The sequence below is a fragment of the Chitinophaga rhizosphaerae genome, assembly GCF_003958645.1.
In the GTDB taxonomy this organism is placed as follows: Bacteria; Bacteroidota; Bacteroidia; order Chitinophagales; family Chitinophagaceae; genus Chitinophaga; species Chitinophaga rhizosphaerae.
The window spans coordinates 537,998-555,530 of sequence record NZ_RXLO01000005.1; the positions used below are offsets into that span (position 1 = coordinate 537,998).

At 56.8% G+C, this 17,533-nt stretch carries 16 protein-coding genes; 8 read left to right on the top strand and 8 right to left on the bottom strand.

Features of this window, described 5'->3' with window-relative positions; translation table 11 throughout:
• Positions 1-22: 22 nt before the first annotated feature.
• The 3 genes from EJ361_RS15070 to EJ361_RS15080 are packed head-to-tail and all read right to left on the bottom strand — an operon-like array spanning position 23 to position 3,726.
• A complete protein-coding gene (locus EJ361_RS15070; RefSeq protein ID WP_126246454.1) occupies positions 23-1,468 on the bottom strand; it encodes an FGGY-family carbohydrate kinase in 1,446 nt (481 codons plus the stop codon).
• Positions 1,461-2,468 (bottom strand): NAD(P)-dependent oxidoreductase, encoded by a 1,008-nt coding sequence (locus EJ361_RS15075; RefSeq protein WP_126246455.1) that lies wholly within the window; start codon positions 2,466-2,468, stop codon positions 1,461-1,463. The genes EJ361_RS15070 and EJ361_RS15075 overlap by 8 nt, the downstream gene beginning before the upstream one ends.
• A 1-nt stretch (position 2,469) precedes the next feature.
• A complete protein-coding gene (locus EJ361_RS15080) occupies positions 2,470-3,726 on the bottom strand; it encodes an MFS transporter (RefSeq protein ID WP_126246456.1) in 1,257 nt (418 codons plus the stop codon).
• Positions 3,727-3,952: 226 nt separating this feature from the next.
• Here EJ361_RS15080 and EJ361_RS15085 point away from each other — a divergent pair, with 226 nt between their 5' ends.
• The 4 genes from EJ361_RS15085 to EJ361_RS15100 all read left to right on the top strand — a co-directional run bounded on the left by EJ361_RS15085 (position 3,953) and on the right by EJ361_RS15100 (position 9,332).
• Positions 3,953-4,717 carry a DeoR/GlpR family DNA-binding transcription regulator gene (locus tag EJ361_RS15085; RefSeq protein WP_126246457.1) on the top strand — a complete coding sequence of 255 codons (765 nt, stop codon included), beginning with the start codon at positions 3,953-3,955 and terminating at the stop codon, positions 4,715-4,717.
• A 271-nt stretch (positions 4,718-4,988) separates the two neighbouring features.
• On the top strand, positions 4,989-6,962 hold the full coding sequence (locus EJ361_RS15090; protein WP_126246458.1) for a tetratricopeptide repeat-containing sensor histidine kinase: 1,974 nt from the start codon (positions 4,989-4,991) through the stop codon (positions 6,960-6,962).
• Positions 6,963-7,132: 170 nt separating this feature from the next.
• Positions 7,133-8,968, top strand: a complete 1,836-nt coding sequence (locus tag EJ361_RS15095; RefSeq protein ID WP_240646638.1) for an ABC transporter ATP-binding protein — start codon at positions 7,133-7,135, stop codon at positions 8,966-8,968.
• A 49-nt stretch (positions 8,969-9,017) separates the two neighbouring features.
• The gene (locus EJ361_RS15100) at positions 9,018-9,332 is read left to right on the top strand and encodes a DUF3817 domain-containing protein (protein WP_126246459.1); all 315 of its coding nucleotides are present in this window, start codon (positions 9,018-9,020) and stop codon (positions 9,330-9,332) included.
• Positions 9,333-9,420: 88 nt separating this feature from the next.
• Here EJ361_RS15100 and EJ361_RS15105 read toward each other — a convergent pair whose 3' ends face one another.
• The gene (locus tag EJ361_RS15105; RefSeq protein WP_126246460.1) at positions 9,421-9,930 is read right to left on the bottom strand and encodes a DinB family protein; all 510 of its coding nucleotides are present in this window, start codon (positions 9,928-9,930) and stop codon (positions 9,421-9,423) included.
• Between the two features lie 107 nt (positions 9,931-10,037).
• On the opposite strand from EJ361_RS15105, the gene EJ361_RS15110 reads away from it, so the two are divergent.
• The gene (locus EJ361_RS15110; RefSeq protein WP_126246461.1) at positions 10,038-10,472 is read left to right on the top strand and encodes a hypothetical protein; all 435 of its coding nucleotides are present in this window, start codon (positions 10,038-10,040) and stop codon (positions 10,470-10,472) included.
• A 4-nt stretch (positions 10,473-10,476) separates the two neighbouring features.
• On the opposite strand, the gene dusB is transcribed toward EJ361_RS15110, so the two are convergent.
• From dusB to EJ361_RS15125, 3 genes are read right to left on the bottom strand one after another with little or no spacing between them, the layout of a single operon-like run.
• Positions 10,477-11,514 carry a tRNA dihydrouridine synthase DusB gene (dusB, locus tag EJ361_RS15115; RefSeq protein WP_126246462.1) on the bottom strand — a complete coding sequence of 346 codons (1,038 nt, stop codon included), beginning with the start codon at positions 11,512-11,514 and terminating at the stop codon, positions 10,477-10,479.
• 23 nt (positions 11,515-11,537) lie between these two features.
• A complete protein-coding gene (locus tag EJ361_RS15120; protein ID WP_126246463.1) occupies positions 11,538-12,269 on the bottom strand; it encodes a metallophosphoesterase family protein in 732 nt (243 codons plus the stop codon).
• 39 nt (positions 12,270-12,308) lie between these two features.
• Entirely contained in the window at positions 12,309-13,001 is a 693-nt protein-coding gene (locus tag EJ361_RS15125) for a GNAT family N-acetyltransferase (RefSeq protein WP_205687015.1), read from the bottom strand.
• 182 nt (positions 13,002-13,183) lie between these two features.
• Here EJ361_RS15125 and EJ361_RS15130 point away from each other — a divergent pair, with 182 nt between their 5' ends.
• Entirely contained in the window at positions 13,184-14,689 is a 1,506-nt protein-coding gene (locus EJ361_RS15130) for an arylsulfatase (protein ID WP_205687016.1), read from the top strand.
• Positions 14,690-14,823: 134 nt separating this feature from the next.
• Here the strand turns inward: EJ361_RS15130 and EJ361_RS15135 are convergent, their stop codons facing one another.
• Positions 14,824-16,563 carry a thiamine pyrophosphate-dependent enzyme gene (locus EJ361_RS15135; protein WP_126246464.1) on the bottom strand — a complete coding sequence of 580 codons (1,740 nt, stop codon included), beginning with the start codon at positions 16,561-16,563 and terminating at the stop codon, positions 14,824-14,826.
• 81 nt (positions 16,564-16,644) lie between these two features.
• Between EJ361_RS15135 and EJ361_RS26020 the strand changes: the two genes are divergently transcribed.
• Both EJ361_RS26020 and EJ361_RS15140 read left to right on the top strand, forming a co-directional pair.
• Positions 16,645-16,770, top strand: a complete 126-nt coding sequence (locus EJ361_RS26020; protein ID WP_262707077.1) for a hypothetical protein — start codon at positions 16,645-16,647, stop codon at positions 16,768-16,770.
• 157 nt (positions 16,771-16,927) lie between these two features.
• A complete protein-coding gene (locus EJ361_RS15140; RefSeq protein WP_126246465.1) occupies positions 16,928-17,344 on the top strand; it encodes a DUF4345 domain-containing protein in 417 nt (138 codons plus the stop codon).
• Positions 17,345-17,533 lie beyond the last annotated feature (189 nt).

The following is a 17,533-nucleotide window of genomic DNA, read 5'->3' on the forward strand; positions in this document are numbered from 1 at the left end:
ATTTGCTGTTGTGCTGCGGAGATCAGTTCATGTTCCTGAAATGGTCCCGCGTTTTTTCCCATTCCGCATAGATGCTGGCGTAATGCGCCTCGTCCTGCGGGTCCACCGTTTCGATGGTATCGTCCATCCGCCCGTCGATCCCCAGCGCTTCGTTGCAGATGAGCGCGCCGCCGACGGCAGACGATTGCTGGAAGCCCTTGCGCATCTGTACTTTTTTGCCGGTGAGGTTGGCGATGAGCTGGCGGAGGGTAAGGCTTTGCAGTCCGCCCCCGCATCCCCAGACGTAATTTGGGTGATGGCCGGCCACTTCGGCGAGAATTTTGTAGTTTTTGACGATGGAACAGGCGATGTCTATCATCGTGGCCCAAACGAAGCTGCCGCGGGTGAGCAGGTGCGAAACGGGCGCGGGGAAGATGAAACCGCCGCGGGTGAGCGACACTTCCTCGTCTGCCAGCAATGAACCGAGGCTCGCCATGCAGAAGGTGTGCCGGTTCCCGGCAAGTTCCTTTTCGATGACGTCGTAGCCTTCGTTGGGATAGAAAATCTCTTTCAGGCGTTGATAGTTCAGCCCTGTTACGCCGGCGTTGGCTTCGAAGACGAAGCGCTCCGGCACGATGTCCCTGCTCGTCCAGGTACGTTCTTCGGCATCGAGGGTATAGCCGCCCGTGAGCTTCACGATGGGCGTGGTGGTGCCCGACACGATGATCATATCGTCTACCGCCGGCCGCGTGCTCTTGATGGCCAGCTGCGTGTCTCCGCCGCCGGTCACCACGATCGCCGAAGGCGTGATATTCAATTCCCCCGCCACTTCTGCCGTTACTTCGCCCAAAATACTTGCAGAAGCCCGCAAAGCCGGCAGGAGAGAAGGCGCCAGTCCGAAGATCCCACAGAGTTCCTTACTCCATTCATTCCGCTCCACGTCGAACAGCAGTGTTTCCGAAGCCTGGGAATGTTCGTATTTGGCGATGCCGGAAAACTGGTATTCCACCCAGTCGGAAATACTGAGGAACGATGCCGTTTGCGACCAGGTATCGGGTTTTCTTTCGCGGATGCCCACCAGTTTGAGGGCGGAAAAAAGCGAAGTGGGATAGCGGCCTGTCAGTTGGTAGACGCGGCTTTTATCGGCGATGATGGGTTCCCATTCACGGCCACGGTGGTCGATGTTGGGAAGGCCCGTGAGCGATTTCCCTGCCGCATCGAGCAAAACGATGCCTTCGCGCTGGCTGGTGGCCGTGATGGCGCGGATTTCGGCCTGGGGGGCCGCTGCGAGCGACTGCTTCGCCAGGCGGAGTATCTGTTCCCAGAGCGCGCCGGGGTCGAATTGCAGGGCGTCCGGGTATAGCGGGTCCTTTTCGTACCGGATGTCTTCGCGGGATACGCCGAGCACCTCGCCGGCGGGCGTTGCGATGGCCACGCGCACGTTGCCGGTGCCGATGTCTGCTATGATGTATGCGGGTTGTTTATCCATTGACGGGAGTTGGCAGTATCTGGCGGTTCGCCAGTTCTCGTACCTGGCGGTTTCCGTTGGCGAACCATTGTGTTAGTGCATTGTTCATGATGGCGACGTGATGGTCTTCCACCTCGAAAGTAGCGCCTGCGATGTGCGGCGTGGCGATCACGTGCGGCTGGTCGATGATCCGGTAGTCCGTTTCGTCGGGCGGTTCATGGTCGAACACGTCCAGCACCGCACCGCGGATCGCGCGGGTTTCGAGGGCGGTGAGCAGGTCTTCCCGCTTCACCACCGCAGCACGGGCCGTATTCACAAAAATGGCGTCTTTTTTCATCATTGTCAACAGCCGGCCGTCGATCATGTTTTTCGTTTCCTCCGTAACGGGCAGGTGAACGGACACGACGTCGCTGGTAGCGAAAAGTTCTTCGATCGAACATTTCACGTAAGCCGGGTCGTATTCCGTAACATAGGGATCGTAAAACCGGATGTTGCAGGGGTAATTGCGGATCATGCCGGCGATCAGTTGCCCGATGGCGCCGAACCCTACCATTCCCACGGTCCTCCCGGCCAGTTCGTTGCCTTTGAAATGAAGATAGGAATCATGGGCCCCGGCCTGCCAGTTGCGGCCTTTCAGCCAGTCGATGCCCGGAATGGTATTGCGCAGCAGCATGATAACGTTGGAGATGAACATTTCCGCCACGGCCTGCGCGTTGCGCGCGGGGGTGAAGAACACGGGGACGCCGTGCGCCGTTGCGGTGGCTACGGCCACGTTGCTGGGCGTACCACGGCAAACGCCTATGAACCGGAGATGCGGGAAAGATTCGATCACTTTGGCGGTGACGCCGTCGTGTTCCGTGATGAGCGCGTCTGCTTTGGTTTCCGCCAGCATCGAGATCAGTTCCGTTTCGTTCCAGGCGCGGCCGTTGGGTTTCCACGACCGGTATACGGTTTCACCGAACAGTTGAGCTATTGCCCGGATGCCTTGCTGATGGTAAGGTGCTGTAATTAAAATGCGCATTTTATATCGGTTGTATGGTGGCTTCGGGTTGCATTTGATGGAGGGTTTTGGCATTGTTGGGAAGGGTGATGAACCGCGCGATGATGGCGCTGATCATGTATAAAACCGCCAGTATCCAGATGACGCCTTCTTCGCCGGCGGCGCCGATGAACAGCCCTACGATGGCCGGCCCCACAAACACCGGGAGCCCTGCGCCGAGGTTGAGTATCGCCATGGCGGCGCCTTTGTCTTTCTTCACCAGCGAGGGTACGAGGGCGGTGAGCGGTACGTAACCGGCCAGCAGCGCGCCCCAGATGATGCCGGCCGTCATCACGGCCCAGTAGCTGCCTTCCCAGATCTGCGGTGCGTAATAAAAGAGGAGCGTGCTGAGGGCGCAGCCGACGCCGCCGAACCACATGATGGTATTTCTCCAGCCGAAATGATCGCCGACGAAACCGAAAATGAGGTTGAAAATGATATTGGCCGTGAAGATGGTGCCCCAGATCGTCAGCCACTCCGTTGTATCGAAGCCGTGCCGCGCCATGTACATGGGCAGGAACACGGGAAAGGCGAATTGCGCGGTGGTGTTGATGATGCGGACGATGCCGCCCAGTAAGACTTTCGGCTCCTCCCGGACGATCGTCAATCCTTTTGCCAGTTCTTCCATTTTCGATCCGCCGGTGGATAGCCTGGCCGGTTTGCTGCGGTTCAACAGCAGGGCGAGCGCGGCGCCGAGGAGCGCCCAGAAAAGGGAAGTCCATAAGGTGTTGAGATGCCCGAATTTGGTGATGGCCCAGCTGGAATAGTAAGCCCCGAGCACGTTGAGCCCGCCGGTGAATACGAACCAGAACCAGCCCACGGCGCGGCCGAGTTGTTGCTGCGGACTGCTGTACGCGATCCACACGAGGAAAGCGTACGCGAACAGCGGGTACCCGAACCCGCGAAGGGCGTAGGTGAGGAGCATCACCGGTACATTGAGCTGCGGCATGCCGAAGCCGACGAAGCCCACGGTGCCGAGGCAATACAGGAGCAGGCCGAGCGCCATGGTGCGGCGGACGCCGTAACCCTCGGCCAGTACGCCGGAAAACCAGGCGGAAACGGCGATGGTGATGCCGTACACGGTGAACAGGGTGGCGGATTGCTGAACGGTCATGCCGTGGTCTACAAGGTAAGGGCTCAGCCATCCCTGTTCGATGCCGTCGCCCATCATGAAGATCATCACACCGAGATAACCCCAGATGAGTTGGGAGGGAATGCCTGCTTTTGCTGCGGTACGCATGGTATCAGTTGTTTCGTGGAATAAAATGGAACCTGATTGAAAGTTCCTAAAAGTAAAAATTAAACTTAATTAAACAAAATTAAATTAAAATTAACTGATAGGGGAGTTTCCTTTTCACATTGCAAATCAATGGTTAACATGAAAATAATAACGGCTGTTAGGGAAATCGTCCTAAAGAATGTACATTTGATGAAAGATAATTTAACATTCAGAAAGCCCCACGCATATGAACATCACGGAAAGGCACCAATTGATACTCCAGGAGCTGCAGGAAAAAGGTAAAGTCGATATACAGGAACTGAGCGAAAGGCTCCAGGTGTCTGGCGTTACCATCCGCAAAGACCTCAAGCTGCTGGAAGAAAAAAAACTCCTCTTCCGTACCAAAGGCGGCGGCTCCACCCAAAACCCCTACGCCATCGAGCGCCCCATCAACGAGAAGGAATTCATCCGCATGGAGGAAAAGAAAAGGATCGCCCGCGCCGCCATGGAGCTCATCGGCCATAACGATTCCATCATCATCGGCTCCGGCACCACCGTCTTCGAACTGGCCCGCATCCTACACCCGTCCAAACACATCACCGTCATCACCCCCGCACTTAAAGTAGCCCTCGAGCTTTGCAACCGCCCGAACGTAGACGTGCTCCAGATCGGTGGCCTCATCCATCAAAGCTCGTCTGCCGCCGCCGGCTCCTTCGCCGAACGGCTGCTCGACGATATCTCCTGCGGCGTTCTCTTCGTCGGCGTAGACGGCATCGATCCCGAATTCGGCCTTTCCATCACCAACCTCGCCGAAGCCAGCCTCAACATGAAAATGATCGGTCTTGCCCAAACCGTAGTCGTAATGGCAGATAGCTCCAAGTTCGACCGCCGGGGCATCGGCCGCATCTGCAGCCTCGAACAGGTGGATTTCATCATTACCGATAACCAGGTAGACAGCGCCACGGTGCAGATGTTGCAGGACCGCGGCGTGAAAGTCATCCTCGCCCCCTGATTCTTTTTTTGCCCGTTGATTAAAAAGTTGAGTACATTTACGCCATTCGAAAAATGCGCAGTTTACCCAGCGAAACTTCGTATGCCGTTCAAACCGGCCATCGGCGCATATTAGCAGCATATTCCTGGTTTTTTTACAGAGCGGTCGGGCGCATTCCGGAAACCTTCCGGGGCAGGTCCGCTGTGCACCAGCAGCAGCATATGTCCGGAAAAGAAAACGGGGTGTGCGACCAATTGGCTCATTGGTATCAACCTTTTATAGAACACCCAGTATGCTCCGCATCCTCTCTTCATTCAGCTTTCGGTCGCTGCCGGCCGTCGTATCGCTCATTGCGTGCGGTTTCGCCTGCCGTCAACCCGTGCGCCCTGCGCCGGAAAAGATGATGGCCATTCCTTCCGCCGATACATCGGCTGTGCGCCAATTGCTCCGCTCCGCCAAAAACATCGCCGAATCGCTCCCTGATTCCGCGTCGGAAATGTATGATTCCGCCTGGCGGATGAGCCTCGCAGCCAAAGACACCTGGGCTATCAGCATGAGCCTTTTGGGAAAGGGGAATGCCGTATCCGATACCGATTTCCTCCTTGCCCGCGGATATTACCGGCAATCGCTCCGGCTCGCTCTCGCGGTCGACAGTTTCGAACTGGCCGGCAGGGCCGCCACCAGCGCAGGCAGTACTTTCCTGCAGACCGGCCCGCCCGATTCCGCCGTGAAAGCCTATATGTACGCCCTCGATCTCTTTTCGAAAACGGACAACCCAACCGCCAGGTCCAGCACCTATAACAATCTCGCCATCGCTTTCACGCAACTGGAGCAGGACGATAAATCGAAGGAATACCGGATGAAAGCCATCGCCGGATACCGTACGGCAAAGGATACGCCCAACCTCGTGCGTAGTCTCATCAACATGGGGGCCCGGCTGGAATACCCGGAGCCTATCCCGTTTTTCCTCGAAGCGATCTCGCTGAGCGATACATCCAATTTCCCGCTGGGGAAATTTTATGCGCGCCTGGGCATCGGGGAAATGTACGTCACGAAAGCGAACTACGATTCCGCTTCCCATTTCCTCAGGCAGGCGGAAGCCGTCGCCGAGCGGCAACCCGTCAGCAAACAATACATGAGCGTCATGTACGCCGTGATGGCAAGGATGTATTACCTGCAGCAACGGTATGCCGCAGCGCGCGCGTATTTCGGGAAGTCGACGAAGATCGCCCTGGAACTGGGGAAGCTGGATCTGCTCGAAAAGCAATACCGCGTGCTCACCAAAGTGAATATCATGCTGGGTTTGCGGGAGGAGTCGGTGGAAGCGTTCGATAAATTCAATACCTACCGCGATAGCATGCAGGACCTCCAGGTCGAGCAATCGATCAATGAAATGGAAACCCAATACCGAACGGCGGAAAAAGACCTCCAGCTGGCGGAGCAGGAGCGCGACCTCGCCCGCAAACAGCTCGGGATCCGCAACCGGAACGCGGGCATCTATGCACTTTCTGGCATCGTGCTGCTGCTGCTCGTGGGTGGTGGCGCCTATTTGCTGCACATCCGCCAGAATCAGCTGCTCGCCGCGCAGAAACTGTTGACGATGGAACGCGAAGCCGAACTGGAAAAAGTGCAGGCCGCGATGGAAGCCGAAGAGAAGGAGCGCGCCCGCATCGCCCGGAACCTCCACGACGGTGCAGGCTCCATCCTTTCCGGCGTAAAATTGTACCTCGCTTCCCTCGAAAACCAGTACCGCGGCCTGGCCGGCTCACCTGCTTATAAAGACACGATCGGCCTGCTCAACGACGCCGTTTCGGAGATCCGCGAAACATCCCATAACCTCATGCCCAAAACCCTCCATCTCGAAGGCATCCATTCCGCCATCCGCGACTATTGCGGAAAAGTTGGCCGGAACGAGCAACTGGGCGTGGAATTCCTGTCGTACGGCGAGCCCACACGGTTCGATATCGATTTCGAACTGATGATCTTCCGCACGTTCCAGGAACTGCTGAACAATGTTTTCAAACATGCGCAGGCCACGCACGTGATCGTTCAGCTTTCGTTTTCGCCGGATATATTTTCACTGACGGTGGAAGACGACGGGAAAGGGATGAACGGCAAGCAGGGAGACGGTATCGGGATGTTCGCTATCCACTCGCGGGTAGAGGCTTTCCGCGGAACGATGGATGTGGGTTCCTCCATATCGGGCACCTCCATCAACCTTCAGTTTCCCGTTCCCGCAACAACCGTCAGCGAAAAAATTTCATAGCATCCATTCCATTAACCTGACTTTCCCGGAACATGCAACCACGAAATCTCCGAACCCGGAACATCATCGGCATCTGCCCGGCCAGCAGCCTCACCGCCCGGATACCTGCCACTTCGGATGAAGCGCCGGCGGGTGATCGGTTCCCGCGAAATCCGTAACTTCAGTGCCGCATGAGAAGACCTAGCAGAAAACCCGGAGAACCCGATGTGAGTTTCAGGCAGCGGATGGCGGCGCTGAAGAATCTACCCGCATTTTTTAAACTGGTCTGGCAAACCAGCCGTTGGATGACCACCTGGAACATCCTCCTGAGAGCGGCCCAATCCGCCACGCCGCTCGGTTTGCTGTATATCAGCAAGCTGATCATCGACGAGGTGGTCCGCCTCACCCAATCCGCCGGAGACGCCGGATACACGTACCTCTGGCAACTGGTGGCCGCAGAATTTGCGCTGGTCGTCATTTCCGGGGCGCTCGGGCGTGCCATTTCACTGGTAGACGGGCTCCTGGGCGAGCGCGTCGCCAATCACACTTCGGTGCGCATCATGCAGCACGCGGCCACGCTCGACCTCGACCAGTTCGAAGATTCCACTTTCTACGACAAACTGGAACGCGCGCGCCAGCAAACCGCCGGCCGCACGCAGCTCCTTAGCCAGGTGCTCACGCAGGTGCAGGACGTGATCACCATGATCTTCCTCGCCGCCGGCTTGGTCACCTTCAGTCCATGGCTCATCCTGCTGCTGCTGGTAGCCGTGCTGCCGTCGTTCTTCTCCGAAACCCATTTCAACGACCGGTTCTACGCCCTGGCCTGGGGCGAAACCTCCGCCCGGCGCGAGCTCGATTATATCCGGTTCCTCGGCGCGAGCGACGAATCCGTCAAGGAAGTAAAGATTTTCAACCTCAGCCGCTACCTGGTAGACCGTTTCCGGGGACTGGCGGATAAGTTTTACCGCGACAAGAAATCCCTGTCCATCCGCTACAACGTCTGGGCCGTGGTGTTTTCACTCGTCGGGAGCGCGGGGTATTATGCCGCGTACGTCATTATCATCCTGCAAACCGTCCGCGGGCAACTCACCATCGGCGACCTGGCGTTCCTCGGCGGATCGTTCCGGCAGTTGCGCGGGCTGCTGGAAAGCGTGCTGATGCGGTTTACCAGCGTAACACAGGGCGCTATTTACCTGCGCGACCTGTTCGAGTTTTTCGAGATTTCGCCCCGGATCACGCAACCTTTGAAAGCGCGGCCTTTCCCGAACCCTATCCGCGAAGGGTTCGTGTTCGAAAATGTGGGCTTCAAATACCTGAATGCCACGCGCTGGGCCAACCGCCACCTCAATTTCACGCTCCATGCCGGTGAAAAACTCGCGCTGGTAGGGGAGAATGGCGCGGGTAAAACGACGCTGGTGAAGCTGCTGGCCCGTTTGTACGACCCGTCGGAAGGCCGCATCCTGCTGGATGGGCACGATCTGCGGGAATACGATCTGAACGAGCTGCGGATGCAGGTGGGCGTGATTTTCCAGGATTTCCAGCGGTACCAGATGACGTTCTCTCAAAACATCGCCGTGGGCAACATCGCCGAGGTCGACAACCAGGCACGGATCGAGCAGGCGGCGGAGAAAAGCATGGCCGATCTGCTGTATGGCCGCCTTCCTGCAGGGTACAACCAGATGCTGGGGCGGCGCTTCAGCAACGGGGTGGAGCTGTCGGGCGGGGAATGGCAGAAGATCGCACTGGCGCGGGCCTATATGAAAAACGCCCAGCTCCTCATCCTCGACGAGCCCACGGCCGCCCTCGACGCCCGTGCGGAATACGAAGTTTTCCAGCGGTTTGCGGACCTCACCCGGGGCAAAACCGCCGTCCTCATTTCCCACCGCTTTTCCACGGTGCGCATGGCCGACCGCATCCTGGTACTGGAAGGCGGGGAGCTGCTGGAGATCGGTACGCACGAGGAGCTGATCGCCCAAAAAGGGCGGTACGAAGAATTGTTTACGCTACAGGCGGCCGGTTACCGTTAAACTGATCATAATCATATTTCGGAACAGGATTCCGGCGTAGGTTTGCGCCATGGAAAAACAACAGGTAGCACAAAAAAGTACCCGGTCCATCAAGCGTTTCAGGATCATCGCATGGCTCGAAGGGATTTCTTTCCTGGCGATCCTCTTCATTTCCATGCCGTTGAAATACTTTTTCGAAGAACCCTGGCTCAATAAACAGCTGGGCATGGCCCACGGGCTGCTGTTCGTGCTGTACGTGGTGCTGGCCATAGAGCTGAAAACCATCCTGCAATGGTCCATGAAAAAAACGGCCATCGCCCTCGGCGCATCGGTCGTGCCTTTCGGGACGTTCTTCATCAACGAAAAGTGGATCCACAAACCATAGTATTCTCTATCTTTCTTTACGATAATTTAGGCAAGCAAAAAAAAGGGGAAGCGTTTTCGCTTCCCTTTTCGTTTTCCATCGCGGCCGGTTACATGATATTCGACATGGCGGGCTCATCGGCGCTCGGGCCGTAGCTGCCGGGGATCGGCACTTCTAGCAGCCGGAGGTACACGCCCAGCTGCGCCCGGTGGTGCACGATCTGATTATACGACATGCGGATGACTTCTTCCTTGGGGCTTACGGCATGCACCTGGTCGCCCGTGCGGAGGGTCCAGGGCTGGCCGAAGGTAGACTCGTCCGCCTGTTCGAGGCTGCTGATGCCTTCCTGCAGGGCTTTTTCGTGGATCGCCACCAGGTCGCCGGCGTTCGAAACGGCCGGGGGGGCATATTGCATGGCGGCAAAATCCAGTTCGTCGGTCTCGATCGCCATTTTCGTCCAGGACGGCAGCTCGGCGATGTGGATGGCCAGGTTGCGCATGTCCATGCTCTTGGGATGCGGCCGCCAGTCGAGCTTGTCGGTTGGAATACGGCTCAGCATCTTGCGGGTGGTTTCGGCCTCGCGGGCCATTTCTTTCAATAAAGAAGGAATAGTTGCCATGATCTCAGTTTTTTTGGTTTGATGGTACAAAGATGAAAACGGGGTTTGACAACCCTATGTCAGCAGCTTTCATTTTTTTTTGTGTAGATTTAAAAAAATAATCCCCGATGCGAACTGCTGTTTTACTGTCCATACCCGTTATCTTTTTCGCCTGCCAGTCTTCCCCTTCCGCCGGCCAATCCGCTGAAGGCGAAGCCAGTGCCCATTGTTACCGGAAAGTGACGGGGAAGGATACGTTCGAGTTGCAGTTGGTGGTGGATGATACCGACGTGAAAGGCGTACTGGAATACAATTTCTTCGAGAAAGACAGGAATAAGGGTACCGTAAGCGGTACGTTGAACGATAATATCTTCCGGGGTACGTATCATTTCACCAGCGAAGGTGTTACGAGCGACCGCCCGGTGGTCTTTAAAATGATGGGTGAACAATTGTACGAGGCTGTATACAATGATTTAGACTCCAATGGGGTGGCTGTTTTCGCGAAAGACGACGCGCATCTCAAATTCGATCCTTCCCCTTACACCAAAACCGACTGCAGGTAAGTCGTTAAACCGGACAATTTTCGTGGTAATCGATGAGCTGGATGGGTTCTTTTTCCATCTCGAAGCCTTCGTATTTCCGGAGCACTTCGTCCAGCACGGACTTGATCGCTTCCGGATCGCTGAGGGTAACGAGGCGGTTGCGGAATTCCTTGATGCCGGGGAGGCCCTTCAGATAGGTAAGATAATGGCGGCGCATGGAGTAAATACCAGCCTGTCCACCGCGCCATTGCAGCGATTTATCGAGGTGCTGCTTGCATACGGCCACGCGTTCGGCCACGGTGGGCGCGGGGAGTTCCTGTCCGGTATCGAGGAAATGGCGGACTTCCCGGAAAATCCAGGGGTAGCCGATGGCGGCGCGGCCGATCATGATACCGTCTACACCGAACCTTTCTTTATATTCCTTCGCTTTTTGCGGGCTGTCGATATCGCCGTTGCCGAAAATGGGGATGTGGATGCGGGGATTGTTTTTCACTTTCGCGATGAGCGACCAGTCGGCCTCGCCTTTATACATCTGGCAGCGTGTTCTGCCGTGGATGGTGAGCGCCTTGATGCCCACGTCCTGCAGCCTTTCGGCCACTTCTTCGATATTTTTGGAATCTTCGTCCCACCCCAGCCGGGTTTTCACGGTAACGGGCAGGGAGGTGGCTTTCACGCAGGCGGCGGTGAGCCGGGTCATGAGGTCGAGATTTTTCAGCACGCCGGAACCTGCGCCCTGGGATACGATCCCTTTTACGGGGCATCCGAAGTTGATATCGAGGAAGTCCGGCTTCGTGAGGTCCACGATCGCGGAAGCCTGGGCCATGCGGCCTTCGTCGCCCCCGAAGATCTGAACGCCCGCCGGGCGCTCTTCGTCGAAAATATCCAGCTTGCGGCGGCATTTCGCCGAATCGCCCACCAAACCTTCACTGGAAATGAACTCGGTATACAGAAGATCGGCCCCGTTGGCTTTGCAGACCACCCGGAACGGGGGATCGCTCACGTCTTCCATGGGCGCCAGCAGCAGGGGGAATTCCGGCAGTGTTATATGTTCGATTTTGACCATCGCGGCCGCAAAATTACGAAAAATCAGGGATTCCGGCCTTTTTCGCCGGGGTAGAGGTACAAGACGGTGTCGCTCTGGGTACAATCTTTGGACCGCAGCTCCAGGGCCGACAGCTTCCCTGCAAATCCGGCGCCGGTATCCACGTTCCAGACGTTGCCGGCATGCATGGGCCTGAATTCGCCGTAATTGGTGGTAGGCGTGTGCCCGATGATGATTTCGTGGAAAAGCCGCAGTCGTTTGGGATATTGCAAGTCCGTGGTTTTTAGTTTGGGATTGAGCGAAAGCGCCATTTCCCACAGCGTACGGTCCCACATATAATTATATTGATACCGTTCGAACTCGGGGCCGTGCATGGATGCGAACCCCGCGTGAATATACAGCCGGTTATGTTCGTCGGTATAAAACTGCCGCATACGGCGGAAAAACGCAAGATGCTGCAGCCTTTTTTCGGGGGAAAGCTTTTCGTAACTCGCCACGGTGGCCATGCCGCCGTGTTGTAGCCAGAGGTCAAGCGCGGGTTCGCCACCCAGCCAGGATTCGCACCAGGCATCGTGGTTGCCGCGGAGGAAAATACAATCGTACCGCTGCTCCAGCTCCATCATGTATGCAATGGTTTCGGCGGATTCGGACCAGCCGTCTACGTAATCGCCCAGGAAAACCAGCCGGTCGCCGGTTTTGGGCCCGATTCTTTCGATAATCTGTTGCAATGCCCGGTACGCCCCGTGGATATCGCCGATCGCAAAAGTTCTGCTCATGTGATGGCGAATGTACATTTTTTGGCGCTAACCTGTTTGTCAGCGATGCGGCGAAAGGAGGGAAAACACGAAGATATCGGAGAATTTCCCGTTCCAGTACGATGCTTCGCGGAAAAAACCTTCCTTCACGAACCCCGCATGGGTCAGCACTTTTTCGCTCGCTGAATTGGCCGGGTCGATGATCGCTTCCACCGAATGCAGCCGGTACGTATCGAAGCCGTGTTGCAGCACGGCGGCGAGGGCTTCGCGCAGGATTCCCTTGCCGTGATACGCGTCGTGCAACATATATCCCACCTCGGCGCGGTGATGGGCCGCCTGCATCCGCACATATCCGATCACCCCGATCACTTTATCTTCTCCTTTCAGCGTAATCCCCCAGTTGATCGCCTCGTTGCGTTCCGCCAGGTCGGTAAACCGGTTGATGAGCTCCAGCGCATCTTCCTTACCCGCCGCTTTCGGCCGGGGAATGAAATGCATCAACTGCGGATGGGAGCGGAGGTAAAACACTTCGTCAACGTCTGACGGACGGATCTGGCGGAGCAACAACCGGTCTGTTCCGATCTCGGGTACGGGCGATAATTGTAAGGTGAGCATACGGCAATTTAAACCAATTCGGGCTGCCATCGGCAGCGCTTTCTTGTAATTGGTGAAATTCATCCCCGAAGCGTTTTTAAAGTACTTCGAGAAGTGCGATTTGTCTTCAGGCCCCAGGTGGTACGCGGTTTCCTTCATCGGTAATCCCCATTGTGGGTGGCCGGTATCCTGGTTCCCGGCGAAACCCGCCGGCGGACGTGCGCTGGTGGAAGATTTGGGGATGGATGGGGCGCGTGCGGACGGGCGGTTTTGCCCGCGTAATGCCGTTGCCGCCACGAAATATCCTGGCAGGTACAGCTGCCGTGTATTATCTTCAGGAAATGAAACGTATGATAAGCATTGGCCTCCTCCTGCTGGGGCTCTTCGTGCAGGATGCGGCCGCCCAGCGCAAGAAGCCCTCCGGCAGGAAGCCTAACATCATCCTGATCTATGCAGATGATCTCGGCGTCGGCGAAGTAGGCGCTTACGGTCAACGAAAGATCGCCACGCCGCATCTCGACAAACTCGCCGCCCAGGGCATGAAATTCTCGAACTTTTACACAAGCGCGCCCGTTTGCGCTCCCGCGCGGTGCATGCTCATGACCGGCCGTCATGGCGGGCACAGCTATATCCGCGGCAACTATGAAATGGGCGGCTTCGCCGATTCGCTGGAAGGCGGACAGATGCCCCTTCCCGAAAATACCCTCACCATCGCCCGGATGCTGAAGAACGCCGGCTATAGAACGGGCGCCATCGGCAAGTGGGGCCTCGGCATGCATTTCAATACCGGGGACCCCAACAAACAGGGCTTCGATTATTTCTACGGATACTACGACCAGAAACAATCGCATAATTTTTACCCCAGCCACCTTTGGGAAAACGGCCGGTACGATACGCTCCGCAATCCCCCCATGTACGTTCACACGCCCTTACAGCCCGCATCGGCCACGGATAAGGATTTCGGACAATTCACCGGGAAGGAATACGCCATCGATAAAATGACAGGTAAAGCGCTGGAATTCATCAATAAAAGCGGCGACCAGCCATTTTTCCTCTATCTCCCATATACGCTGCCCCACGTTTCCCTCCAGGCGCCAGACAGCGCCGTGCAGGCGTACGTAGGCAAGTTCAACGAAAAACCTTATTATGGCAACAACGGCTACGCCGCCGCCAAATACCCGCTCAGTACGTATGCCGCCATGATCACGTACCTCGATTCGCAGGTCGGCATCGTCCTGGACGCCATCCGCAAGGCAGGACTCGATGAAGAAACGGTGATCCTGTTCACCAGCGATAATGGCGCTACTTTCAACGGCGGCGTGCAGGCGGCATTTTTCAACAGCGCGGCCGGGCTGAGAGGATTGAAAATGGACCTTTACGAAGGCGGCATCCGCGAGCCCCTCATCGTTCGCTGGCCCGGGAAAATTCCCGCCGGCACCTCAACAGGGCTTATCTCCGCGCAATACGACCTGCTGGCCACTTTCGCTGAAATGGCCGGCATCGCCGCACCGGAAAACGACGGCATTTCGCTGTTGCCAGCAATGAAAGGGAATTCCCGTCAAACCGCCCGCCGCGAATACCTGTATTTCGAATACCCCGAAAAAGGCGGCCAGCTGGCCATCCGGATGGGCAAATGGAAAGCCGTGAAAACCGGCCTGAAACAGGATGTCAAGCGCCCCTGGGAGCTGTACGACCTCGATGCCGACCCCGCGGAGCAACACAACGTGGCCGCCGCACATCCCGACCTGATCCCCCGTTTCGACGCCATCGTGAAAAAGGAACACCGCCCCGCGCACATCCGCGAATGGGAATTCCTCAATGTGAAATGGCCGAAAGACACGAAATAGCGCTTGAGGCAGGATGCACGAAATCAAAAAGTGATCGATATGGGATTCGAATAAGCTGAAAAGCCTGTCGCCGCGGTTCCGGCAGACAGGCTTTCTTTTTTCGCCAGGGGTAAACCGGCTGATGGGAGGGGTTTTCAAAGTAATTCCTTCGCGTGGCGGATGTTGCTTTTGATGGTTTCCCAAACTTCTTCGAATTCGCCGTTCAGCATCAGTTTCGTCATGGAAGCCGCCATTCCGCGGACCTGTTTGAATTCGATTTTCGGGGGCATCGCGAGCGCGTTGGGGTCTGTCATGATGTTCAGCAGCACAGGCCCCGGCTGCGTGAAAGCATTACTGATGGCTGCCGTCACCTGGTCGGGCTGTGAAACGGTGATGCCGGGGAGGCCGTAAGCCTGCGCCAGCATCGCGAAATCCGGATTGTGCATGTCTGTTTGCCAGTCGGGCAGGCCGGCTACCTCCATTTCAAGTTTCACCATGCCCAGCGAGCGGTTATTGAACACGATGATTTTCACCGGGAGTTGGTATTGCGAGATGGTAGCCAGGTCGCCGGTGGTCATGGACAGTCCGCCATCTCCGCAAAGCGCCACCACGGCACGTTCGGGTGCAGAGAGCGCCGCGCCGATGGCTTGTGGGAGTGCGTTGGCCATGGAGCCGTGGTTGAAGGAGCCGAGCAATTCCCGGTTAGCGGTGGCATCGAGGTAACGGGCGGCCCATACGCAGGTCATGCCCGTGTCTACGGTGAAAATCGCGTCGTGCGGTGCTTTTTCGTTGATGGTGGCGGCTACGTATTCGGGATGGATCTTATTTTCGTCGCCGGCGTCTTTTACATAGGATTGCAGGCGGTCTTTTACTTTGGCGTAGAGTTTCAGTTCGTTGTCCAGGAAATCGCGGCTGGTTTTGGGTTGGATGAGGGGGAGGAGCGCGGCGATGGTTTCGCGCACTGTGCCGTGGAGCCCCTGGTGCAGGTGCGCCCTTCTTCCCAGGCGTTCCGGTTGCGCTTCGACCTGGATGATGCGGACATTGTCCGGAAGGAATGGTGTATAAGGGAAATCCGTCCCCAGCAGCAGTAGCGAATCGGCATGATGCATGGCATGATATGCAGAAGGCAATCCCAGCAGGCCGGTCATGCCCACTTCGAACGGATTGTTGTGCTGGACGGCCATCTTCCCCCGGAAAGAATATCCCACTGGTGCCTGGAGCGCCTTTGCGAGGGCGAGTATTTCGCTGTGCGCGCCTGTGGCGCCGATGCCGCAGTAAATGGTGACTTTTTCGCTGCTGTTGAGCGTGTCGGCCAAGGCAGATAGTTCGCCGGCGGATGGAATGATGCCGCTCAGCGTGGGGAATACGGTGTGTGAGGACTCTCCTTTTTCCGCGTCCAGTTCGGACACATCGCCGGGCAATCCGAACACGGCCACGCCTTTGCGGCTAATGGCGGTTTGCATGGCCATTTGCAGCATGCGCGGCGCCTGGGCGGCGGTGGTGGCCATTTCGCAGTAATAACTGCAATCGTCGAAAAGCTTGTGGATATTGGTTTCCTGGAAGTAGCCGGAACCGAACTCGCGGGACGGGATCGCCGAAGCGATCGCCAGCACGGGCGCGCCGGACCGGTGCGCATCGTACAGCCCGTTGATGAGGTGTACATGCCCGGGCCCGCAACTCCCCGCACAGCAGGCGATCCTGCCCGTCAGTTGCGCTTCGGCGCCGGCGGCATAAGCTGCGGTTTCTTCGTGCCGCACGTGGATCCATTGAATGTTACCATCGCGGCGAACGGCATCGTTGAGATGATTGAGGCTGTCTCCCGTAACGGCGTAGATCCTTTCCACGCCTGCGGCGCGCAGCATTTGAACGATCTGTTCTGCAACAGTTTGGGCCATTTGCGAATTGTTTTTCAGAGTTATAACAGGCTTTCGGCCGAATAGTTGTCATGATATTTGTCATATTTAAGCGTATCAATTATGATTTTGGTAACAGGTGTTACAGGGCGTCCCGGCAAGGCCGTTCTCCGGAACCTGCTGCAGCGCACGGATGCCGGCAACATGGCTGCGCTGGCCCGCCACCCCGCGATCCCGCATCGCCGGTGAATGCTTTCCGCGGTGTGGATACGCAGTATTGGGTGTCAGGGAAAGATGCGGAACAAATGATCAGCTGTTCCACCGGTCTTTAAAATCTTGGCAGGCGCCAAGATTTTTTTTGTGCGGACGGGGCACTTTTGTGGTGTAATCAAAACAGATCTCCTTTATGAAGTCAAGCAAAACACTCCGTATCCTTTCCCGCATCTATATCTTCTTTTCCGCTGCCAGCCTGCTGTATGTGAGCCTGATGGCGTTCGCGAGCCCGCAGGCGGTGATGGACCTTGTACAGGTAAAACTGCCGAACCCCGATTCCTTCAGCTCCATCCGCGGCGTATATGGCGGCGTGGGCCTCACGATCGTGGTGATGCTGGTGCGCTGGGCGCTGCGCGATGAGCGGCAGGGTATCCTTTTCCTCACGATGCTCTGGGGATTCTACGCCATTTCACGGTTGATGACATTGGGCATGGAAGGGCCTTTGGGCGCCTTCGGCATGCAGTGGCTCATCACGGAATCATTTCTCTGTGCGGTAGGCGCGATTCTATTGATCTTCCAACTGAAGGCCGCCCGTATTGCCCGGGCGTAAACGGTCTGCACAGGCGTGTGTGCGGAGAGATCCAATCCGGTGGGCCAATGGCCTGCCGGTTTTTTATTGGTCCCAGCCGTTAGTTGAAAACTACGCACTTTAGTGCGAGGGCTTTAGTAATGCGAAAAAATCTGTCTAAATTAGGTAGATGATGCGCCATGGTAGCCATACAGTAAGCCGCTTGACGGT